This window comes from Brenneria roseae subsp. americana (genome assembly GCF_003115815.1).
GTDB lineage: Bacteria > Pseudomonadota > Gammaproteobacteria > Enterobacterales > Enterobacteriaceae > Brenneria > Brenneria roseae.
Genome location: NZ_QDKJ01000016.1, coordinates 59272 through 80961, shown reverse-complemented (window position 1 = coordinate 80961; position 21690 = coordinate 59272). Strand labels below are relative to the sequence as shown.

The following is a 21690-nucleotide window of genomic DNA, read 5'->3' as shown; positions in this document are numbered from 1 at the left end:
TATGGCAAACAGCGAGGTTCACCCGCAAGGATGGATTTCTGTTTTGATATCGGAGAGACATGAAGAGCGGGCCAAACAGATACGTGCTGAACGTGATCGCCAGTACGGCAATATCTATACTGAGGCTGAAACTGATGAGCGATGGGTCGGTGATTTAGGTGAAATGGCTTTCAATTCGTGGTTCAAACATGAAGGCATCCAAAATTTCCAATGGATTCTGGATGATGCAGCAGGTCAGCCCGATTTCGTCACGGAATTAAACACCCGCATAGGGGTTAAAACAGTTAAGCGTAAAGTACCTCCCCGAGAAACCTACACAGCTCAAATCACTGCTCGCCATACTGAGGAACCTATCGATCAATTTTTCTTCATGTCCTATGAGCTCTCCAAGCGTCGTATGTGGCTTCTGGGAGGGATCAAGCGCACTCGTTTTTTGCAGGAAGCCCGCTATTATAGTGCTGGTGAGTGGGTGCATAAAGATTACCAGATTCGGCAAGGACATGAAATTTACAATATTGAGATAGAGAAGCTTACTCAGCCTAAGCTATGGCTGGAATATGTGGCGCGAGGAATAGATAAATAACATGAATTAACTAATCATTATATTCAATTGATTTAAAAGTTTTTATAGATCATAAGTGAATTTTGTAGGAGTAATTAGCTTGGATAGCGTTAAGGATTCTCTGACTCAGGCCATCAAAGAAAGATTCACTAGTCCACTGTGGGGTTACATCATTATTTCATGGTGTAGTTTTAACTGGAAAAACCTCGCAGTACTTTTTGCCAGCAAGGAACCTATTGAAAAACGCTTGGAGATAATAAGCTCTCAAGAGTTATTTTATACCCACTATCTACTTACTCCGATCGTGACTGGTTGTGTGTTAGCTGCAATATCGCCATACATCAAATGGTTATTATCAAAAGCACATGAATTAGGTGAAGGTATGCTTATTGACGTTGACAAAAAGCGTATAAATGACGGCTATCAAAAAGAAATTGACACTACAACCAAACGTGTTTGACCGGCTCCCCATTGATTAATAACTAACCATATGATTTTTCGAGCAATATGAAAAAATCGCTTAATTCAATAATTGAACATAGCAATGCCTCTGGCATTACTAGAGAAGAATGGAAGCATGCAACACTGGTTGCATTTGAACCATACTTTCGAAGGAAAACTCAACTTATAAAAAATCTTGATTCATTTATGATCGAGTTACGCAATTTAGCGAGTTTTATGACTGATCCTGAGTACCTTGAGCTTATGACATGGTGCTTGGCCCTCCATCGACGAGTCCTTCGAGTTGATCGTTCTGGTGCATACCGAGAAATGAGTAAGCTTTTCTCTAACACTATTAAGTCTGACGAAAGCTGGCTGAATATGTTTCAAATGACTACCCGTCTTCCGCCAAGTGCTGCACCCAGGGATAAAGCTTTTCAGCTATTTCAGACTATCGATGGCGTTGGTGAAGGCTGTTTTAAACCTCATTTACAGATTATCTATGCATTTGCTTATCGAGAAGCGGAGGGAATATGGCATGATGATGTTTTTGAAAAAGATTTTGGTGCATTAGTCGCTGGTTTCCCTGTAACAAATAAAAGGCCGCCCTCAATATTTCTCAAAGATCCTGAATTGAATATCCCAGTGAATCAATGGCGGAATATTTCAGCACATAAATCATTTAGCTTAGTAGCTCCTAAAACGATACTTGTCATATATGGAAAAGGACCAAGAACTAAAGAGCAAAAAATTGGACTGCACCGATTAAGTCTAGTGTCATCTTGGTTAATCAAAGTTCATAGTGCAGTTCGCTTGGCTAATATCATAACTTTTGTAGAACATATCCGAGAGATTACTTCTATAAACCAACCCAATCCAGAACGCTCTCTATCTTCGCCACTACTAGGTATTGCTCATGGTCTGTCTACAGTTGGTTTTGAGTGCATTGAGTGGAAAGTAAGAAGTCGTGAGGGAGTTCTTACTGTTGTTGATAAGATCAACCGAGACCCCATCGAAGCATTAATACATTCATCACAGCAACTAGTTGAGTTATCTGTTGGTGTACTACAAGATGTTGCCACTTCTTCGCGAGTTTCAAAAGTCAGTATCCAACTCAAGTTACCCGACGGCAGCTTATTTGGTAAGGCAAGGGTATCGGTTAATGATGCAGATGCCTTTAGTCTGAGAAAGTTGAGCCTAAATGAATATATGGAATGTATGGAGTGGATTTTAGAATAGGCAGTTAATGGCTAACAAAACGCTATTGTCAGGCTGGTTTTCCGTTGCGTACTAAACCAGCCGCAAAGCGTGAGATTAAGTCCGCTTCGCTCATGTGAGACGACCATAATTAACTTTCCTGCATCATTGGAGGTTGATCATGAGTACCTTACCTTGGAACAAAGAACATATCGTCGGCCAAAAAAGACCGCTTCAGATATCCCATAATCTGAATCAGACTCGAGCTGTAGGGGAGAACACGTGACTTAACTCTGTTCAACATGGCGTTGGATAGTAAGCTTCGGGCTGCGATCTGGTTAAGCTAAAAGTGTCAGATGTTGCGTATAGCAGTTCTGTTTTAAGCAGGGCAACTGTGTTCAACTTACAGCAGCACGCTTATTTTTGATTGCTGCGATGCCAGTCTACTACTTGCGCCCCCGCCCGAAGTGAATGAAAGCTATGCTCTCACTATGGCATATTAAGAATCAATAAAGATGGAAAGAATCAAATGAAATCTAAATCTGATTTTAAACTTCATGATCCTAAAACAAATGAGCAACGAACTACAGGTACGGAAGACATGAAGATAGTTGATATGCCTAGCCCCAGTGAATCCTTGCGCTCTGCTCTTGAATTGCAACGAAGTACGATAACTGACTCCATAAAGGCGTTGGCTATGCCGAGTATCAGCGAATCCCTGCGCTCTGCTATGGTACAACAAAGTGCGATAACCGACTCCATGAAGGCGGTGGCTATGCCGAGCATCAGCGAATCCCTGCGCTCTGCTCTTGAATTACAACGAAGTACGATAACTGACTCCATAAAGGCGTTGGCTATGCCGAGTATCAGCGAATCCCTGCGCTCTGCTATGGTACAACAAAGTGCGATAGCTGACGCCATAAAGGCGTTGGCTATACCGAGCATCAGCGAATCCCTGCGCTCTGCTCTTGAATTGCAACGAAGTACGATTGCTGATGCCATGAGAGCTGTTGCCATACCGAACATCAGCGTTACGCTACGTTCAGCATTAGAATCACAAAATAAAAACATAGCTGATGCATTAAAAGTAACAAAAAGGACGTCAGTATTAGATGATCGCTTATTTAGTTCTATTGTTGATACTGGTCTGAGGAAAATGGCTAAGGCTATAGCCGAGGCTTCAAATTTGTCACACGCACAGAGTTTGCTGAATTGGAAGTTGAACTCAACGATGGAGGAGATGGCTAGAAAAATAGTAGCATCTTCAATTTACAACTCATCAAAGAAGACGGTTTTAGATAGCTCATTCCTTACTGCCGCACTGGACTGGAGCAACTCTCCTATTGGCAAGGAAATGGCAAGTGTTATTAATATTCAGAATGTGGATAATTCTGTTATTGGTAATGTATTAGAATTAAACGAGGCAGTAACTGCTCAACCATCAAACTGCAACAATAATAAAACCATCTTTGAGAAATTCCATGCACTACCTCCATTTGTTCAACAAATAATCATATGGGTTTTTTGTGAGGTTTTATTAGGATTATTAGCTGATGCTGGCAAGGAACATATCTTAGCTATAATAAATAAAACAAAGAGCTATGAGTCATCTCTTTTCGATGCACCTCCCATCACCAAAAAAGAGATAATTTCATCAAATCCAGAGATTGACTGGAAAGATCTAACCCATTTTCGTTTAATCTCTGGTGAAAATGTGCGTCTGAGAGTTAAACCATCAATGAAAAGTGACGTAATCGAGGTTTTAAACAAAAATACGGCAATAGCAGTAATTGATTCCACAAATAGGCAATGGCTGTATGTTCAAGTTATATTTCATGGCGAAAAAATATTTGGATGGGTCAATAGAAGTTACACCAAGCGTATAGGTCTATAGCTTAATCAACGATTCAGATAAACAGTGTTGACACTGCCAACACTGTTTATCTTATAAAGGCCTAAGCAATTATCATAAGAAAAGTTAAATCAATATTATATAAAAACTGTTAGAAATACATAATCTATAGATTTGAGTGTGAATATTTACAATGTCTCATCAACGATACCCCTAACCGGGAAGAAATACTCGTGGCAATTGCCAATTCGTTCGACTTAGAGTCTATCCCATTAGGGCTATTTCACTTGCCATTTTGGCCCTGGGCAGTGCTCGAAATCCTCACGAACTACGTGTACTCTCCGGTTTCTGCGCGCTGTCCGTGTCCAAACTGGCTGCGCCTATAACGCCTACTGGGATAGGCTCTTAGCCATTGGAAATGGTGTGAATTGCCACTAATAATCTAGATATATCCGAGTTGAAAATAATATTGGCGTTCATATTCTAAATGTCCACAGTTCCGGTAGACATATCCAGAACCATTATCGTGTACATGAGTCGAAATTGCTAACGTCCGCTTTTCAGCCTCATAGCTGCCGGTCATATATGGCTATGGTCAGGTTAAGTAGTGGTTAATCAACCTAAATACTCATTCTACCAGAATAGTGGCAATCCTCCCCCCATCAGATTTTCCTTGTTTGGTTTTTTTGAGATCTATATTCTACGATAATTAACTTTTTATCGAAAAAAGCAAAAGGTGATTTTATCATGTCACCCTGTAGTCCCTACGGTTTTTAGTACCACCGCCAATGAGGATCTCCGGCCAGTTTTTGCCTCGCATAGATAACTGATCTTACCCACGTAAAGTGGACACAGCTCTTTCATACGTTTGATATCAGAGGACTCCATGCCGCCGTATTTGACTTTCCAGTTGTAATAGCTGGCTTCCGACACACCGTTTTCTCGGCACACATCCTTCACATGTCGACCACCTTCAACTTCTTTTAGAACCCGCAGGATCTGAGTTTCAGTGAAACGCGCTTTCTTCATGATGAGCCTCCGCTGGTTGTATTTTAACCAGAGAACTCCATTAAGCGGTAAGACTAAATTCAGGGGGGACTACAACCCCTTCAATTTAAATATACATTACTTATAATAGCATTTTTCATTTTTATTCAGATTATGTTAGAATCTGAATTTATTAAAATTCACACAAAAATGAATTTAGTTTATTGGTGATTATAATCACGTTTTTATTAAGATAGTTTTTTTACAAGATTAATCATTCAACATTTAAAAACCATTAATTTAAAATTTTAATTATTAAATCACTTAATGGATTTCAACCAATTATTTATATCAGACGATAACCAACCAATAGCTCTTCCTCCCAATGACCTTCTCATTGGAAATAATCCTCTTTTTTCGAGTTGATATCTCGTTGTTCTGGATAGACCAGTAATAATTTCACATTCTTTTTCTCTAATAATTCTTTCCTCAATAAAATTGACATTTTTCACTATAATTTATCCTTATAAAAAGAGACATAAATTACTAACCTAGAAAGAATGAAAGCTTTATATGAATCATCCCACATATTACCCCCCTTAACATTTCGATAAAGACTATTTTTTAAAGAGCACGATGAATTTTAAAAACCCTATTCGATACATTCATCGAATATAACTATAATTGAATGTTAGACTCACTGTAGGGGGAAAACCCTACGATTTTCGATACAAAAAAAAGCTTTTCAAAAATTCACACCCGCAAAAATATATTTCAAAACACATATAAATCAAATAATTACACACAATTAGCACAAAAAAAAGGCAAGAAAAACTAAACTGATAACAGTTTTTTCAGCCATATACCTCTGTTCTTGGACAAAACGAGTTGACAAGCTCCCCATAAAATGGGGGTTTTTATCCCACTTAAGCAATTTTTATTTCTCCCCATCATTGATACTTTCAATCAGCGCACTAACGTTTTTAAAACCAGTCCGCCTTTGCGCCATCAATTCTTCAGTTTCGCACATGGCTTCACGCAAACGAGATGACGGCCTGCGAGAAATTTCAAACGGTAGCTCCCCATTACGAACAACGTTTTCAGCGAACAGCCGCAATGCAGTACTAACGGACAATCCACAATTTTGCAGGATTGTCTCAAACTGTTTTTTAAGATCACTATCAATTCGTGAACGAATAGTCGTTTCCATTTTATCACCTCGCAAATTAACCTTTTTCTATTATAATGGAGCCCCATATAGGTCACAAATAGATCTTATGATGCTCTAATATTCCGTTTTTTTTCAGTATTAAAACCTTTCTCTGCGCTACTCGTTAGTGATTTTATAATAATTTTTCTGCGTATAATGCGCTAATTCACCATAACTATAGAAAGCTGATTACAAGCAAAATCCGCAAAATTAGGTACGGAGAAAATTCGTGATATCCTGATATCAGTAGAGAATAAAATAACTGATGATGTTATGGAAAAGGTGGAAAAAATGAATCGAAAGATTTTTCGTAAACTACGTACTCAGGCTAAAAACCATCTTATCATAGACGGACGATCACATAATAATCGAGAGAAAATCACAACGGATTTGCTGTTGAGGAATTTTTCGACATTCGACGAACTAGAGGTGAGAAAGGCCGAACTTGCGCCTGATGCAAAGACAAGAATTAATTTGTACCCGTTAACTTTATGGGTAAATTATCGCCAAATATCGACTCACAGATTAGTGTTAAAAAATCAGATCATTTGGTTAGCCTAGAACAATTTAATTAATATAATTAGGAGAAATGTAATGACTGCACTCATGTGGGGCATGTTAAGTTTACTCATATTTTTTACCATAGTGACATTCGGAAGCTTGTATCTTCATAAAGAAGCCCAGAAAAAGCAGAAAAAAAAGCCGCAAAAAAAAGTCAACAAATAAATATCTTATTTCCCGATACGATCTGCTGTTATTCGGCTTGAATTATCCATTATAAATAGTTCAAGTTGAAGGAAGACGGCGATTGAATAAATCCGGTCACTTAGATAACAAAGTGATCGGGATAAAAATGGAAGTTGATTATCGTAATTACAAAAGTGAGTGGATTTTAAAAATATTAATTACCCCACACATATCCCTTCATCACTTTATACAACTTCTCTATCATATTCAATTTTTAGCAGTAGAGTGTCTGATATATTCACCATATAGGCATTACCCTTAATCAATTTATCATGATTATTCTCATAAGTGATACCCGGATTCTCTTTGCCGCTTAAAATAAAGAATACTCAATACGTAACGATATATAAGGAGAAGAATTCCAGCTCGATAAAATGGTCTTCAAATGTTATTTTCAAAAAAGACATATAAATACTTTCAATTATTCTCATTCTTTTATATATTTTTTATTCGGATGAAATCACCACATTATGTATACGAGGAAGCATACTGACTATCCTTAATCTCATACAACTTTCATAACTGGTAAGTATACTAGCCAACTATGAAATTATTTGGATATTAGCCATTTAATATCCATGTTGGCAAGTATACTTACCAACTAAAAAAACTGGTTTTCGCATCCTAAAAAAGCCTACTTGGCATAAAAATCCCCCTATACTTGCCTATTGGTAAGTATACTTGCCACTTATAATTTTCTATGGCTATTAGCCTGCGAAAAACCATGTTGGCAAGTGTACTTGCCAACATAATCAAAATCAGGATGAAAAGAGACTCAAGGGAGAAGAGCCTTTACTTGCCATCTTAAAGCGTGAATGGCTAAAGATAAGAACTTTCCAACAGAGCAGCAGAACGGAAAATGCTCGTCGAACGCAGTAATAACAACTGCTCAGCTCACCATATTCCAGTCGTGCTATTATGATCGCGACCAGCCCACTACCACACCACCGCCAATCTCCAAGCTCTCATCACTGGCTTAGGAGGCAGCCATTATGTAGATAACCGTTCGTTCACACAAAAGCTAAAACGGTTTAGCTTTTGTGTGATAACGCCAATACGTTCATGACTGGACTCCCCCCTAGTTTTTCTCCTTCAGCGATTAAGGAACTATTGGAGAGCATTCTTGAGAGTGAGCCTTTAGGCGACCAGGCACAATCATCTAAAGTCCGCGTTATTCCCATTACAGAATGATTTTACCAATAGATCATTATGTGTTTGAGCACACCATTTAAATTCATACAATTCGAACCGCTATTGATAATATGTTCCCGTTCTCTTATCTAAAAGAGTAAAAATAATACCTTTACACGCCATCATTATTAAGCTTAATTATTTTTTATAAATCTATATTTTACACCATTATTGTAAACCAATGGTTCATTTGTGGGCGTGCCAGGAGTAAATAATACCCATTCATTTCCTAATTTCAAAGACAACCGGACAAAGTTATCATTGTTTTCGGGGTTGGATGCAAGTACATAAAGGCATGGTTGACCTCGCATCGTTCTTACCGAACCAGTAACAACAATCGGTGGTGAAGGAAGAATTACACCTTCCCTATTTCGGGGAAACAACTGTAGGTTTGTTTCGTCTTTACAATACTCTTCACCCGAGGTCCAATTAGATAATAGAATTTCCTCTCGACTTATCATCTTGAAATAGTCACGATTTTCTTTGTCGCCTTTGTTGTTCCAAACTGCGATGATGACATTACCATCATCAAATGGCCCTAATGACCGGGCAGTTAGTACCCCTGCAAGGGGAATGAGGGCTGTGTTTGTAATAAAACCGGCAGCCACATTACCAATGGCACCAACGCTATTATTGCTGCTAGCAACTTTTCCTCTCTGTCCTACAACAGCAGGCTGTTCGAGCGGGCGAAGATAGCCACCTTGCATTTCATTGAAAACAATATATTTACCTTTTTCATAATCACTGATTAATCGCAGATCGATAGACCGAGCAAATTTCAGAGCATCGGAAGGATTTACATCAACCGGCATCGGCTCTTGAACCGGCTTATTAGCACAACCTGATAGCAAAGCAACAGCCATCAGAAATACAAATTTCTTTACATGTTTCATCTCATAACTGGTAAATATTTTCATAATAGGGAAATATTCTCTTTGCTGGGTGTAATAAATCACTTTTTCGATGAAAATCGCGCAAAATAATTCCGGGCAAAGGTCTGAGCCTCAGTCAACGCCAAGGGCGTTAATCTCCGGGCCACGTTCTCTCGATTTTTCGGAGCGTTATTATCGCCATTAGCGGCAGCCACTGCGTACCATGCATAAGCCTGCTGGTAATCCTGTGGAACACCCCGCCCATTGTCATACATCCAACCCAGATTGTTTTGAGCATCGGCATATCCCTGCTCAGCCGATTTACGGTATCAGAACACTGCCTGCTGATAGTTCTGTGGAACACCCAGCCCGTCGACATACATGATACCCAAAAGATATTGAGCAACGGCATACCCCTGTTCCGCCGCTTTACGTAACCAATATTCCGAATGCTGGTAGTCCTTTGGAACACCCCGGCCAAGATAATACTGAGTTCCCAACATGGCCTGAGCATTGACATATCCTTGTTCTGCCGACTTGCGGAACCAATATGCCGCCTGCTGCTGGTTCTGCCGAACGCCCCAACCATCTTTATACATCAACCCCAGATTGCATTGAGCTTCGGCATATCCCTGCTCAGCCGCTTTACGGTACCAAAACACTGCCTGCCGGTAGTCCTGTGGAACACCCTGCCCGTTAGTATACATCTCACCCAGAGAGTCCTGTGCAACGGCAAGCCCCTGTCCTGCTGCTTTACGATACCAATAGATTGCTTGTTGATAGTCCCGTGAAACACCTGTCCCATCATGATACAGCGCCCCCAAGAAGGCCTGGGCAAAGGCATCCCCCTGCTCAGCCGCCTTGCGAAACCAATACGCTGCTTGCTTATAGTCCTGCGGGACACTTTGTCCACCATAATACATTTTACCTAGCTCGAATTGAGCATTGGCCTTTCCCTTTTCCGCTTCTTCAAGAAGTTGCCGAGGAGGTTCAATCTGTCGATAAGGAGTATGACTATAAGGGCTTTCTGGCAAGATGGGAGTTCGATGGGTTGATAGCTTTGTTGGCGAGGTTGCACAGCCGGACAACAAGCCAAACAGGACAACCAGAGGTATTATTTGATATCTCATAAATTATTATTCCTTTTTTTAAAAATGACGTATCCGTTTGGACTAAAACCCAACCTTTCAATCAGGGATTTTCATCATTTAGCACTACGTCCGGCCTGAGAAATAAGAAAGGTAACCCACCCACTCAATCGAGTAGAAAATCAATAAAACCATACCGTTATAAGACTTTTCTTAATGAGATTACCCTGATTTTGTGATCAAAAGATAATCGTTTTTATAGATCGTTCAGATCATATCGATCGTCTAAACCGATCAATTTTTTTTGGTTTGCCATGCATATGGTTGAATAAAAAAACAACAAAAATAATCTAACTTTTTGATAAAAAGAAAAAACCGGTTAAGGAAAACCCAACCGGTTTGAAGTTCGACGTCATATAGCTCAGAGTTTTAAATCCTAACGGTGTGAATATAAGCCTTGAAGATTCATGCCAACACTACATCAGGGAAATGCAGCGCAGCGGCAAGAGATTCCAATCGTTCAGCCAACATAAACACCAGAATTTCTTTGGCCTGCGGGTTATCCAGCTCAATGACGGCATAGGCCAGAGCTCGGCACTGATCGATCATTTCCTCAAGTGTCAACGGAGCGACATCAAACATGGCATACCTCCTGATCAGCAGCCAGCAGCGCATACATCCCCGGTTCTATCCCCGTGCTGGCAGGGCCCGTTATCAATTCCTCGCTTAATCGTCGGATATGGTTAGGATGAGGCTGCCCCACACGTCTGGCGGCAACCATACGTTCACGAGCGGCCAACTGGCGCATTTTCATCATATTGGTATACATATGGTCCATCTCCACGCTACTCGAATCTTTTTCTATTACGACAGAAATTACACATCCATTTCCAATATACGATGAAAATTCCATTCACCAACAAATTGCAAGCAATTAAATAATAAAAAGTACAGACGCCGTGAATACGTTATTGTTTTCATGATTATTGAAATTTTATCGATACAATTGTTTTCATGATTATTTAAATCTTATCAAGCCAGATAGCCACGAGTGGAAATTAGGTGAACCTAAATAAGGTGATAATATAGAAACACAGCGGTATTTTTCTCTTCCGCTCCCTCGATTAAAATCAATGAAGGAGAACGACAATGGCTATAAAGAAAATAATTACGGCTGTAAAAAATCTGTATTTGAACTTACTGTTCCAAAAACAGCAACAACGGAGACGAAAAGTGGAATGGTTGCCAGATCGGTTTCCGGATGGAACGGTATTCTTTGATGAATCTTCTAACGCGTACTTCATAAAACGCGGAACCAGATTTCCGGAACTTAGTCAGGCCGAGGGGAAAAGATATCAACGACAACTTCATGAGGGGAAAATTCCGATTGTCACAATCAATATCGATGGCTATTTCCAACGACTTGATGAACGAAATCGTCTGATAGCATCAAAAAACAGAAAGAAACATAATAGCTGGACAGGTAATCGTCACCCTATTTCATCAAAACGCTTTACAAGAATAGGTGACAGCGGCTGGAATATGTATATTCATCACCATACTCATGGTGTTAATCCAGCCAATTGCTTGCCTATGGCAAATGATGCTTTTGATTTAATGGGTAATCGTTATGGCACAAGTTCTTTATCTGGGGGGGACAGTGACTGGGGCATGAACCATACTCTCGATATTAATCACATCAGCGGTAGCAGCTTCCACTCTAGTTTGGGCCTTGGTTCAGGTTTTGGTTCCAATTTCTAAGCGCCCCATGTTGTGAAACAAGCCTCGAAATGAAAGCGGCTTATCTAATTCAGCAGGAAGTCGCTATATCATGCTAACTGTGTACCCCAGAGTGTACCCGAGAGCAAAAAATAAAGATTTTAGAAGGGAGATGATTTGTAACTTATTGATTTTATGGTGCCGATAATAGGAGTCGAACCTACGACCTTCGCATTACGAATGCGCTGCTCTACCAACTGAGCTATATCGGCTTCGGGATCGTCTTGGCGAATGCGTGACGATGAGCTACGGGGTGACAAACTATTGAAAATGAGACGGCAAGTCAAGCGATTGACTATCGTCTGCTGGTTTTATAATCGCTGTATTGAAGATAGGGATTCTCTGATAATTTTCCAAACTAATAACAGAGATCCCTATAACTTTGCGGATTAAAAAATAGGGTTATGGCCGAACCAGATCGTCGCCGTAGCCGATCCATTTATAGGTGGTTAATGCCTCTAATCCCATCGGGCCGCGCGCATGCAGTTTCTGCGTGCTAACCGCCACTTCCGCGCCCAAACCAAACTGTCCGCCATCGGTAAAGCGGGTGCTGGCATTGACGTAAACCGCCGAGGAATCGACTTCGCGGACAAAGCGCTCCGCATTGCTCAGGGAACGCGTCAGAATAGCATCAGAATGCTGCGTACCATGCTGACGAATATGAGCGATGGCCTGATCCAGATCGTCCACTAACGTGACGTTCAGGTCGTTAGAGAGCCATTCGTCATCGTAGTTGGCCTCTTCCACCGCAACAACGTTCGCTGGTCCTTCTGTCAGATACGGCATCGCCAATGTGCTGGCATGTAACGTCACACCAGCCTGCGCCATTTTCTTGCTCAGTGCAGGCAAGAAGGCAGCAGCAATGCTTTTCTGAACCAGTAAGGTTTCCAGGCTGTTACAGGCGCTGGGACGCTGAACTTTGGCACTCTCGATTACCGTCAGCGCTTTGTCAAAATCTATGCTTTCGTCAGCATAGATATGGCATACCCCGATACCCCCGGTGATTACCGGGATCGTCGATTGCTCACGACATAATTTATGCAGGCCCGCGCCACCACGAGGAATGAGCATGTCCACATAGCGATCCAGTTTTAGCAGTTGATTGACCAGTTCGCGATCCGGGCTTTCAATCGCCTGAACGGCAGCAGTTGGCAGTCCGCATTGCGTCAGCGCCCGTTGAATCACTTTCACCGTCGCCGCATTGGTGCGGTATGTCTCTTTACCGCCGCGCAGAATGACCGCGTTACCCGTTTTCAGACACAGAGAAGCGACATCAATCGTGACGTTGGGACGCGCTTCATAAATCACGCCGACTACACCAAGCGGTACGCGTCGACGCTCCAGTTTTAGGCCGTTATCCAGCATGCTGCCATCGATCACTCGCCCGACCGGATCGGTTAAGCGGCACACCTGACATACATCGTCGGCAATCGCCGCCAGACGTGCAGGCGTCAGCAGCAGACGATCCTGCAATGCGTCGCTCATGCCATTCTGACGCGCATCGGCCAGATCCAGCTCGTTAGCGGTCAATATCGTCGCGCTCTCCGCTTCCAGCAAATCCGCGATCGTCTGCAACACACGATCTTTCTCAGCCGTACTCAGCACCGCTAACTGATAAGACGCCGCTTTTGCCGCTTTGCCCATCTGTTCAAGCATGGCTAGCTCCTTAATTGATAATCATATCGTCCCGATGAACTGCCACCGGGCCATATTCATAACCGAGAATATCGGCGATCTGCTGGGAGTGGTGTCCGGCAATCATGCGCAGTGCATCACTGTTATAGCGGGTAACCGCATGAGCCACATCGCGCCCCAATAAACTGCGAATACGGATAACCTCACCGCGGGAGAAATTCCCGATCACGTCGCGAATGCCTTTAGGCAGCAGGGAGCTGCCACGTTCGAGAATAGCGGATAATGCGCCATCATCCACGGTGATTTCACCTGCCGGCGGTGCGCCGAAGATCCAGCGTTTACGGCTTTCCAGCGGGGCTTCCAGCGCACGGAAACGCGTGCCAACAGAAACATCGGCAATCACATCGCCAATCACACCCGGCTTACTTCCCGAGGCAATCACCACATCGATGCCCGCCCGGCAGGCCACATCCGCCGCCTGAAGTTTGGTCGACATTCCTCCGGTGCCCAATCCTGATACGCTGTCGCCCGCAACGCTGCGCAGGGCGTCGTTAATCCCGGTCACCTCTCGGATCAGCTCCGCATCGGGATTCTTACGCGGATCGGCGGTAAACAACCCGGCCTGATCGGTCAGCAGCAGCAGTTTATCCGCATCGGCGAGAATGGCGGCCAGCGCGGAAAGGTTATCATTATCGCCGACTTTGATTTCCGCAGTGGCAACCGCATCATTTTCATTGATTACCGGGACGATGTGGTTATCCAGCAATGCCCGCATCGTGTCTCGTGCGTTCAGAAAGCGTTCGCGATCTTCCAGATCCGCACGGGTCAACAGCATCTGACCAATATGGATACCATAAATGGAAAACAGCTGTTCCCATAGTTGGATCAGGCGGCTTTGCCCTACGGCCGCAAGCAGTTGTTTGGTCGCAATGGTTGCGGGTAGTTCCGGGTAGCCCAGGTGCTCACGACCGGCGGCAATCGCCCCTGACGTGACAATCACAATTCGGTGCCCCGCCGCATGTTGTTGCGCACACTGACGAACCAGTTCAACAATATGGGCGCGGTTAAGACGGCGTGAACCGCCAGTCAGCACGCTGGTGCCTAGTTTCACAACCAAGGTCTGGCTGCCACTCATAATTTCTCTACCGTTAGAAGTCATAAAAAAGACAAATCAGAAAAACGTTGTAACAGGACAGACGCGTTATGCCAACAGGCTCAACGCGAAAACCTGTGAATAAATTGGGGATCAAATGGGAAGTATCACGGTCGTGTGATTAATGCACAGGCGGGGTCCAGCGATTGCAGCATTTTTTCCAGACGAACATGGAATGCCTGTCTGGTGTTTTCAAGCTGAGCCATCACGTCCTTATCTTTGATTTTCTCTTCACGCCAGTTGCCGCTTTTATCATACAGACCAAAATGGTAGTCATAGGTAAAAGCATCTCCCTGATCTTCCAGCGTTAACCACCAGCCCCAGAATTCCCGTTTCTCAGGAGCAGGCTTTACGTTGACGCATACGGCCAGACAATCAAAGAAAAAATGTTGGTGTCCGCACTGTCCTTCACGCAAGTATGGCCCCAGCGATGAAAAGTTCTTCATGAGCCTGCTTTTCGGGTGTCCACTCGGTAACATCATCGGCAATCTCCTCAGGTTGAACACTCTTTTTAGCAGAGAATGGCAATTTCTCAAAAATTTGGCGAAACAATGGGTCAGCGGTATGACATTACCCAAAGGCTTCCAGCACGAGGAATATCAACCGCTAACGTAATTGTTTTCCCAGCCAATCGCTAATTTGCTGCAATGCCCGGTGGAAATTTTGATAGACCGGTGAAAAATTAACGGGCAACAGTTTCCCCTGCGCGGATGAATTGACGATCAGGCTAGCCTCTTCCTTCGGGCTCATCAGATCGTTATCCCAGTACCCGGCCAGCATCGGCGTAGGACAGCGACGCCCCAGCAATCCTTGCGTTTTAAGGGAATAACGCCCCAGTTCAACTTTCAATGCCGCATCGGTAGAAAATGGCATACCCAGCCGGCTGGCCAGCACATCCATAAACATATCCGGCACCTGTTGCTGACGCTGCGCGTCACACAGTAAGTGATGTACCATTGGCCCCAGACAGGCGACAGCGCGTAAGCGCTGCGATTCGAGATAGGCCAACCGTACCGCGATATTGGCCCCAAAGCGGAAACCAAACGCGCCGACACGGCAGTGATCAACCCACGGCACATCCGGCAACGCCCGTAGCACCTGTTGATGCAGGAAGCTCGAATCCTGATCCAACTTCCAACGGGACGAGAATCCGACGGAGGGAACATCAATGGTCAACATCGCCATACCGGCCGGCGCCAGATAATCCCGGAACAGGCGATGGTTGTCGCTTTGCAACATATCCAGACTGCCGCACATGAGAATAGTCGGGAAAGGCGCTTTGCCTTGCGGAGGCAAATGCAGGAAACCGGTCAGCGACCCGCCACCTTGAATCGGAAACGTGAGTTCTTTTAGCTCATAAGGAAGGAATTTCGCGGCTTCTTCGTAAGCCCGGTTAGCCAACGTCTGCGCCTGTTCGGCCAGTTCATCACCTTTTATATGAGGATAGGCAGCGATGCTATAGAGGTTGGCAGCATTCAGCCAATACTGCCCGCTTTGCGCGCTATCATCGCTGTCCATCGCGCGCTGCTGCCAGCCTGCGCCCTGTTTTGACCACTCGTAAATCCAGTTGCCGCTGCGGTAGCCAATGACGGTATCGAGTAAATGTTCGCGGCTCCTTTCCGCTTTACTCACCGCGATACGCGACAGCACCTCTTCAATGTCCCACGGATCAACACCGCGCCAGATCCACATCAACCGGTTGACCATGCGATACCAATTGCGAGTGTTCTCGCCTTCCAGCGTGTAATGCGCGCCCAACGCTTCCGGCGCATGGCGCGTCCGCCTTACCAGCGTGGATGTCTCCGCATGTTTAAAGGAGGGTTTGAATAGGGTTTCAGACAGATTAGCTTGCGCCAAAGCAACCTCCGTTAAGGTAAACCGCCGTTATCGGCCAACCAGACAATTACCGTATTTAACAAATCAGAGTGTAACGAACTCATGATGGTGAAGACAAACGGCAGAACGCAGAAACCCACGTTCAGATCAAAATGGTGAAAAAATAAAACGGCCCGTTATGCCTCGAGAGGTAAACTCAGCGATTAGCCGACGGCCATAAACAACAATGCCCGGTCGAACCGGGCATTGAAATAGACGATAGATAGCGATTAACGGCCGGACAACGGCGGAACAAACACCACACCCATGTCCCACGGCTGTTCAATCCAGGTATCCTGCGGGATATCGACGATATAGTCGTCAACCAGCGGTTTGCCTGCGGGTTTGGCGAAAATGGTGACGAAACGCGCTTTCGGGTACATATCGCGAATCGCTTTGGCCGTGCCACCGGTATCAACCAGATCGTCGACAACGATAAAGCCTTCACCATCACCCTCTGCACGCTTGAGCACTTTCATTTCGCGCTGATTATCATGGTCATAGCTGGAGATGCAAACGGTATCAACGTGGCGGATACCCAGCTCACGAGCCAGCAAAGCGCCGGGCACCAACCCACCGCGGCTAACGGCAATGATGCCTTTCCATTGTTCGGCCGGCAGTAAACGCTGCGCCAGTTTGCGAGCCTGAATTTGCAACATATCCCAGGTTACGACGTACTTTTCGCTCATAAAATATATCCCAGCCGAATTGAAATTGGCTTAATTTGAGTCTGAGGGGGAAAAAGGTTGCGCGAGATTATAGATATCCAACGACATAAAAACCAGTATTTCTCAGCCTGACAACCGAGTTTCCACGCTATCTGCACTGTCCAAATCAAAATTTTGTGTTAAGTCAGTACAAAATGACATTGGACGATCGCAGAAGAAAAATATATTAAACACCTAAAGCGGAAACCAGACGGAGCCGACCATGACAGCACTGTATACCCTGATTCAAGATCAACTCACGGTTATTGGAACCATTTTAGTCATTGTGCTGACCGTATTGCTTTGCCTTGAACTCAGCACCCATTTCCAATCACGGTGGAAAAAACCAGAACCGTTGGAGGGAAAAATCGTACACCGATATTATCAGCCCGCGCAAAAAACGCTGACGCTGGTCGATAATTTTTACGGTTATGTCCCCGTTCCGACGCTGGAAAACGAACGGTTTATTCTGGATGTCGAAGCCAACGGCCAACGCTACCAGGTTGAAACATCCGAAACCGAGTATCGCGCCTTATCCATTGGCGATCGCATCACCATCTACCATCACCCGGATGATATTATTTAGATCGTGAGTTTTTCAGGCATATTTTTTTCCTATCAAATCGCCCATATCAGCGCCAGTTAACCTGGCGCGCTGTTTTTTGTTTTTCACGCCAATTTTCCCCGCTTCCGGGAGAAAGTGATATTCTGTTCCAACACACCATATCGAATGGCTGACCGTGATTAACTTTCCACCTGTCGCGCCAAAACGTCGGACGCAAAGACAGGCCTGCTGAAAAGGAGACGTAAATAGTGTCTGAATTGTCTCAACTTGCCCCGCAACCGCTGTGGGACATTTTTGCCAAGATCTGTTCTATTCCCCATCCGTCTTACCATGAAGAAGCGCTGGCGGCGCACATCCTTGAATGGGCGAAAGAAAAAGGCATTCATGCCGAACGCGATCGGGTAGGCAATATCCTGTTGCGCAAAGCGGCCACCTCCGGCATGGAAAACCGCAAACCGGTTGTGCTACAGGCCCATCTGGATATGGTGCCTCAGAAGAATAACGACACAGTGCATGATTTCACCAAGGACCCTATCCAACCCTATATTGATGGCGAATGGGTAAAAGCCCGTGGTACGACACTGGGCGCCGACAACGGTATCGGTATGGCGTCGGCGCTGGCGGTTCTGACGGATAACAGCGTCAAACACGGCCCACTGGAAGTCCTGCTGACCATGACTGAAGAGTCCGGTATGGATGGCGCTTTTGGTCTGCAACCAAACTGGTTACAGGGTGAAATCCTGATCAACACCGATTCGGAAGAAGAAGGCGAAGTCTACATGGGCTGTGCCGGTGGCATTGACTTCATTACCCGTTTATCACTAGTGCGTGAAGCCCTGCCAGCCGGTTATCAGACGCTGCAACTGACCATCAAAGGTCTGAAAGGCGGTCACTCCGGCTGTGATATTCATCTTGGACTGGGCAACGCCAACAAGCTGCTGGCCCGTTTCCTGTTTGAACAGGCAGATAAACTGGACCTACGTATTCTTGATCTGAACGGCGGTACGCTGCGTAACGCGATTCCCCGGGAATCCTTTGCCACGCTGGCATTGCCCGCGGCCAATGTCGATCAACTGAAAGCATTGAGCCAGGAATACCTGTCCACGCTGAAAAATGAGCTGTCAGCCGTCGAGAAAAATCTGAACATACTGGTAGAAACCAGCGAAACGAAATCACAGGCGTTAACCAAAGACAGTCGCGATCGTCTGCTGGCATTGCTGAACGCAATGCCAAACGGCGTGATCCGCATGAGTGATGCAGTAAAAGGCGTGGTGGAAACGTCATTGAACGCAGGCGTCGTCACCATGAACGAGCAGGAAGTGGAAATTATCTGCCTGATTCGCTCACTGATCGACAGCGGTAAAGACTATGTTGTCGGAATGCTCACCGCGCTGGGACAGCTGGCGGGGGCACATACCTCGCCAAAAGGCGGCTACCCGGGCTGGCAGCCGGATGCAGGTTCACAGGTTATGCAGCTGGTGCGTGAAACCTACCAGAAGCTGTTCAACAAGACGCCGAATATCATGGTGATCCATGCCGGGCTGGAATGTGGTCTGTTCAAGAAACCGTATCCGGATATGGATATGGTTTCTATCGGGCCAACCATTACCGGTCCGCATTCACCGGATGAGCAAGTCCATATCGCCAGCGTGGGACAATACTGGCAACTGCTTACCGCATTGCTGAAAGCGATCCCTGAACGCGCCTGATCGCGTGCTGGTGAGAAAAACAGAGGCGGCTTGTAAAAGCCGCTTTTTTTATGGCGAACTGTCTGTTCTACCCATTGGCTATTCCCAGTTCAGCACCAGCTGTCGTTCAATTTGCGGATCGAGCAGCGTGACATGCACCCCCACCAGACGAACCCCGCGCGCCTCTCGCCGCGCCTCCCAGGTTTGCCGCGCCAGCGTGACGAGATCCTGCTTGTTCAATACCGGCCAAACATGTTCCTGCGTCGTCTGCCGAAAGTCATCAAACTTCAGCTTTACCCCTTGCCGGGCAATATGCAGATCCGGTTTGACCCGCTTTAAACGCCGTTCAAGTTCCTGATAAAGCTGCTCGATGAGCCCTTCACATTCATGCCAGTGATGAATGTCTTTCGCCAGTGTTTTCTCAACGCCCACCGATTTACGTAATCGATCTGGTGAGATTGGCCGCTTATCGATGCCATGACAACGCTCCCACAGAACACGACCAAATTTTCCGAAACTTTTTAGCAATTCCGCCAGTTCATAGCGGCGCACATCGGCACAGGTCAACATCCCTTTTTCTTCCAGCCGTTTTGCGGTGACTTTACCTACACCGGGGATCTTTGCCAGCGGTAGCTGCAAAATAAAGGTATCCACCCGATCGGGCGGGATCACATACTGACCGTTGGGTTTATTGAGTTCGGAGGCGACTTTGGCGAGAAATTTAATGGGCGCCACGCCTGCCGATGCCGTCAGGTTCAGTTCCCTGAAAATCGCCTGACGGATCTCTTCTGCTATCAGCGTTGCCGAACCATTGCAATAGGGGCTGTCGGTGACATCCAGATAGGCTTCATCCAGAGAAAGCGGTTCAATGAGTGAGGTATAGCGGGCAAAAATGTCACGGATCTGCCGGGACGTCTCCTTGTACACCTCCATCCGGCCAGACAGCAAGGTCAGATGGGGGCAAAGACGTAACGCAGTCGCGGTGGCCATCGCGCTATGAATACCATAACGCCGCGCAGGGTAATTCGCGGTGCTGATTACGCCACGACGATCGGCGCTGCCGCCGATCGCCAGCGGGATATCGCGCAGACGCGGGTCGTCACGCATCTCAATGGCTGCGTAGAAGCAATCCATATCCACATGAATGATTTTTCGCATACGCCCTCCCGCCTTACTGTATAAAAATACAGTAAAACATAAAGGCAGACAAGTTGAGAAACCGGTCAAGGCGTTTGTTCAGCAATCAGTCGCACCCGTTTAAATACTTATATTGTCCCCGTATAAATCGCACTTTATAGTGGTTTCAGCCTTTGTCCGGGAAATAAAAAGAGAGTAATGATGGAAAATAAGCACGGCCACACCAACAGCGTTGAGAACCAATTTGGCTCGCAGGCACAAAATTATCTGACCAGTGCCGTCCATGCGCAGGGAAAAGATTTGGCGCGGCTTGCTACTTTATTAGCCCCCTTTCCCTCCGCCCACGTTATAGATTTAGGCTGCGGCGCCGGGCACGCCAGCTTCGTCGCCGCGCAGGCCGTGGCCGACGTTGTAGCATACGATCTGTCGGCACAAATGCTGGACGTGGTCAGCCAGGCGGCCAAACAGAAGGGGTTAAGCAATATTCGCGTACGGCAAGGCATTGCCGAATCCCTGCCTTTCGAGGATGCCAGCGCCGATATCATTATCAGTCGTTACTCCGCCCACCATTGGCATGATGTCGGCCAGGCGCTGCGCGAAATGAAACGGGTATTGAAGCCGGGTGGTCAAGTCATCATGATGGATGTGGTATCACCGGGTCATCCGCTGCTGGATATCTATTTGCAGACCGTTGAGAAGCTGCGCGACACCTCGCATGTACGTGACTATTCTCCCGGCGAGTGGCTGAGTATGTTCACTGAAGCGGGATTTGTGGTGCGCAATGTGACCAGCGATAGATTGCCGCTGGAGTTCAACAGTTGGATTGCCCGCATGCGCACGCCGGAGCATTTCGCCATCGCGATTCGGGAATTGCAAAAAACGCTGGCGGAAGAAGTGACGCGATATTTTGAAGTACAATCAGACGGTACCTTTGTCACCGACATTATGATGATCGAAGCCACGCGTGCGTAATTGATCGGCCATCTGGGTATATTGTGAAACGT

Annotated in this window: 20 protein-coding genes, 1 tRNA gene and 3 pseudogenes; 9 read left to right on the top strand and 15 right to left on the bottom strand. The window is 45.5% G+C overall.

What is annotated here, in order from left to right; translation table 11 throughout:
• Window position 1 precedes the first annotated feature (1 nt).
• From B4923_RS18035 to B4923_RS18015, 5 genes and pseudogenes are all read left to right on the top strand, one after another.
• Window positions 2-583 carry a hypothetical protein gene (locus B4923_RS18035; RefSeq protein ID WP_109055755.1) on the top strand — a complete coding sequence of 194 codons (582 nt, stop codon included), beginning with the start codon at window positions 2-4 and terminating at the stop codon, window positions 581-583.
• A gap of 79 nt (window positions 584-662) precedes the next feature.
• On the top strand, window positions 663-1022 hold the full coding sequence (locus B4923_RS18030; RefSeq protein WP_109055754.1) for a hypothetical protein: 360 nt from the start codon (window positions 663-665) through the stop codon (window positions 1020-1022).
• A 47-nt stretch (window positions 1023-1069) separates the two neighbouring features.
• Window positions 1070-2242, top strand: coding sequence for a hypothetical protein (locus B4923_RS18025; protein WP_146187269.1), 1173 nt, complete (start codon window positions 1070-1072; stop codon window positions 2240-2242).
• 139 nt (window positions 2243-2381) lie between these two features.
• A pseudogene (locus tag B4923_RS18020) lies at window positions 2382-2612 on the top strand (integrase); the annotation flags it as partial.
• A 117-nt stretch (window positions 2613-2729) separates the two neighbouring features.
• Window positions 2730-4094, top strand: coding sequence for an SH3 domain-containing protein (locus B4923_RS18015; RefSeq protein WP_109055752.1), 1365 nt, complete (start codon window positions 2730-2732; stop codon window positions 4092-4094).
• An 810-nt stretch (window positions 4095-4904) separates the two neighbouring features.
• Here B4923_RS18015 and B4923_RS18005 read toward each other — a convergent pair.
• The 8 genes and pseudogenes from B4923_RS18005 to B4923_RS17970 form a co-directional block, all read right to left on the bottom strand.
• A pseudogene (locus B4923_RS18005) lies at window positions 4905-5081 on the bottom strand (transposase); the annotation flags it as partial.
• A gap of 278 nt (window positions 5082-5359) precedes the next feature.
• A complete protein-coding gene (locus tag B4923_RS18000) occupies window positions 5360-5551 on the bottom strand; it encodes a helix-turn-helix transcriptional regulator (protein WP_109055750.1) in 192 nt (63 codons plus the stop codon).
• Between the two features lie 425 nt (window positions 5552-5976).
• Window positions 5977-6249: a type II toxin-antitoxin system RelB/DinJ family antitoxin gene (locus B4923_RS17995; protein WP_109055749.1), complete on the bottom strand. Its 273-nt coding sequence runs from the start codon at window positions 6247-6249 to the stop codon at window positions 5977-5979.
• 2072 nt (window positions 6250-8321) lie between these two features.
• On the bottom strand, window positions 8322-9104 hold the full coding sequence (locus B4923_RS17985) for a hypothetical protein (protein WP_146187268.1): 783 nt from the start codon (window positions 9102-9104) through the stop codon (window positions 8322-8324).
• Between the two features lie 35 nt (window positions 9105-9139).
• Window positions 9140-9349: pseudogene (locus B4923_RS21370) on the bottom strand (SEL1-like repeat protein); the annotation flags it as partial.
• A gap of 39 nt (window positions 9350-9388) precedes the next feature.
• Window positions 9389-10189 carry an SEL1-like repeat protein gene (locus tag B4923_RS17975; RefSeq protein ID WP_109055745.1) on the bottom strand — a complete coding sequence of 267 codons (801 nt, stop codon included), beginning with the start codon at window positions 10187-10189 and terminating at the stop codon, window positions 9389-9391.
• A gap of 423 nt (window positions 10190-10612) precedes the next feature.
• The gene (locus tag B4923_RS20955) at window positions 10613-10789 is read right to left on the bottom strand and encodes a hypothetical protein (protein ID WP_170116087.1); all 177 of its coding nucleotides are present in this window, start codon (window positions 10787-10789) and stop codon (window positions 10613-10615) included.
• Window positions 10782-10976 (bottom strand): hypothetical protein, encoded by a 195-nt coding sequence (locus B4923_RS17970; protein ID WP_109055744.1) that lies wholly within the window; start codon window positions 10974-10976, stop codon window positions 10782-10784. The genes B4923_RS20955 and B4923_RS17970 overlap by 8 nt, the downstream gene beginning before the upstream one ends.
• A gap of 320 nt (window positions 10977-11296) precedes the next feature.
• On the opposite strand from B4923_RS17970, the gene B4923_RS17965 reads away from it, so the two are divergent.
• Window positions 11297-11908, top strand: a complete 612-nt coding sequence (locus tag B4923_RS17965; protein WP_109055743.1) for a hypothetical protein — start codon at window positions 11297-11299, stop codon at window positions 11906-11908.
• A 154-nt stretch (window positions 11909-12062) separates the two neighbouring features.
• On the opposite strand, the gene B4923_RS17960 is transcribed toward B4923_RS17965, so the two are convergent.
• From B4923_RS17960 to gpt, 6 genes are all read right to left on the bottom strand, one after another.
• Window positions 12063-12138 (bottom strand) — tRNA-Thr (locus B4923_RS17960).
• Between the two features lie 190 nt (window positions 12139-12328).
• Entirely contained in the window at window positions 12329-13582 is a 1254-nt protein-coding gene (gene proA / locus B4923_RS17955; protein WP_109055742.1) for a glutamate-5-semialdehyde dehydrogenase, read from the bottom strand.
• 10 nt (window positions 13583-13592) lie between these two features.
• A complete protein-coding gene (proB, locus tag B4923_RS17950) occupies window positions 13593-14696 on the bottom strand; it encodes a glutamate 5-kinase (protein ID WP_109055741.1) in 1104 nt (367 codons plus the stop codon).
• Window positions 14697-14821: 125 nt separating this feature from the next.
• Window positions 14822-15196 carry a sigma factor-binding protein Crl gene (crl, locus tag B4923_RS17945; protein WP_109055740.1) on the bottom strand — a complete coding sequence of 125 codons (375 nt, stop codon included), beginning with the start codon at window positions 15194-15196 and terminating at the stop codon, window positions 14822-14824.
• 124 nt (window positions 15197-15320) lie between these two features.
• Window positions 15321-16571: an esterase FrsA gene (gene frsA / locus B4923_RS17940; protein WP_109055739.1), complete on the bottom strand. Its 1251-nt coding sequence runs from the start codon at window positions 16569-16571 to the stop codon at window positions 15321-15323.
• Between the two features lie 248 nt (window positions 16572-16819).
• Window positions 16820-17278: a xanthine phosphoribosyltransferase gene (gene gpt, locus B4923_RS17935; protein WP_109055738.1), complete on the bottom strand. Its 459-nt coding sequence runs from the start codon at window positions 17276-17278 to the stop codon at window positions 16820-16822.
• Window positions 17279-17519: 241 nt separating this feature from the next.
• Between gpt and B4923_RS17930 the strand changes: the two genes are divergently transcribed.
• Both B4923_RS17930 and pepD read left to right on the top strand, forming a co-directional pair.
• On the top strand, window positions 17520-17882 hold the full coding sequence (locus tag B4923_RS17930) for a hypothetical protein (RefSeq protein WP_109055737.1): 363 nt from the start codon (window positions 17520-17522) through the stop codon (window positions 17880-17882).
• Between the two features lie 227 nt (window positions 17883-18109).
• Window positions 18110-19570, top strand: coding sequence for a beta-Ala-His dipeptidase (gene pepD / locus B4923_RS17925; RefSeq protein WP_109055736.1), 1461 nt, complete (start codon window positions 18110-18112; stop codon window positions 19568-19570).
• Between the two features lie 78 nt (window positions 19571-19648).
• On the opposite strand, the gene dinB is transcribed toward pepD, so the two are convergent.
• Window positions 19649-20707, bottom strand: a complete 1059-nt coding sequence (dinB, locus tag B4923_RS17920; RefSeq protein ID WP_109055735.1) for a DNA polymerase IV — start codon at window positions 20705-20707, stop codon at window positions 19649-19651.
• Between the two features lie 177 nt (window positions 20708-20884).
• On the opposite strand from dinB, the gene B4923_RS17915 reads away from it, so the two are divergent.
• Window positions 20885-21658 (top strand): class I SAM-dependent methyltransferase, encoded by a 774-nt coding sequence (locus B4923_RS17915; RefSeq protein ID WP_425428651.1) that lies wholly within the window; start codon window positions 20885-20887, stop codon window positions 21656-21658.
• The last annotated feature ends 32 nt before the right edge of the window (window positions 21659-21690 follow it).

Bases quoted from the DNA above. Each gene is read 5' to 3' on its own strand.
- B4923_RS17995 (WP_109055749.1), bottom strand. From the start codon at position 6,249: ATGGAAACGACTATTCGTTCACGAATTGATAGTGATCTTAAAAAACAG.
- dinB (WP_109055735.1), bottom strand. From the start codon at position 20,707: ATGCGAAAAATCATTCATGTGGATATGGATTGCTTCTACGCAGCCATT.
- B4923_RS17970 (WP_109055744.1), bottom strand. From the start codon at position 10,976: ATGTATACCAATATGATGAAAATGCGCCAGTTGGCCGCTCGTGAACGT.
- B4923_RS17975 (WP_109055745.1), bottom strand. From the start codon at position 10,189: ATGAGATATCAAATAATACCTCTGGTTGTCCTGTTTGGCTTGTTGTCC.
- proA (WP_109055742.1), bottom strand. From the start codon at position 13,582: ATGCTTGAACAGATGGGCAAAGCGGCAAAAGCGGCGTCTTATCAGTTA.
- B4923_RS17915 (WP_425428651.1), top strand. From the start codon at position 20,885: ATGATGGAAAATAAGCACGGCCACACCAACAGCGTTGAGAACCAATTT.
- B4923_RS17930 (WP_109055737.1), top strand. From the start codon at position 17,520: ATGACAGCACTGTATACCCTGATTCAAGATCAACTCACGGTTATTGGA.
- B4923_RS18035 (WP_109055755.1), top strand. From the start codon at position 2: ATGGCAAACAGCGAGGTTCACCCGCAAGGATGGATTTCTGTTTTGATA.
- B4923_RS17965 (WP_109055743.1), top strand. From the start codon at position 11,297: ATGGCTATAAAGAAAATAATTACGGCTGTAAAAAATCTGTATTTGAAC.
- B4923_RS17985 (WP_146187268.1), bottom strand. From the start codon at position 9,104: ATGAAAATATTTACCAGTTATGAGATGAAACATGTAAAGAAATTTGTA.
- proB (WP_109055741.1), bottom strand. From the start codon at position 14,696: ATGAGTGGCAGCCAGACCTTGGTTGTGAAACTAGGCACCAGCGTGCTG.
- crl (WP_109055740.1), bottom strand. From the start codon at position 15,196: ATGATGTTACCGAGTGGACACCCGAAAAGCAGGCTCATGAAGAACTTT.
- B4923_RS20955 (WP_170116087.1), bottom strand. From the start codon at position 10,789: ATGTTTGATGTCGCTCCGTTGACACTTGAGGAAATGATCGATCAGTGC.
- B4923_RS18025 (WP_146187269.1), top strand. From the start codon at position 1,070: ATGAAAAAATCGCTTAATTCAATAATTGAACATAGCAATGCCTCTGGC.
- gpt (WP_109055738.1), bottom strand. From the start codon at position 17,278: ATGAGCGAAAAGTACGTCGTAACCTGGGATATGTTGCAAATTCAGGCT.
- B4923_RS18015 (WP_109055752.1), top strand. From the start codon at position 2,730: ATGAAATCTAAATCTGATTTTAAACTTCATGATCCTAAAACAAATGAG.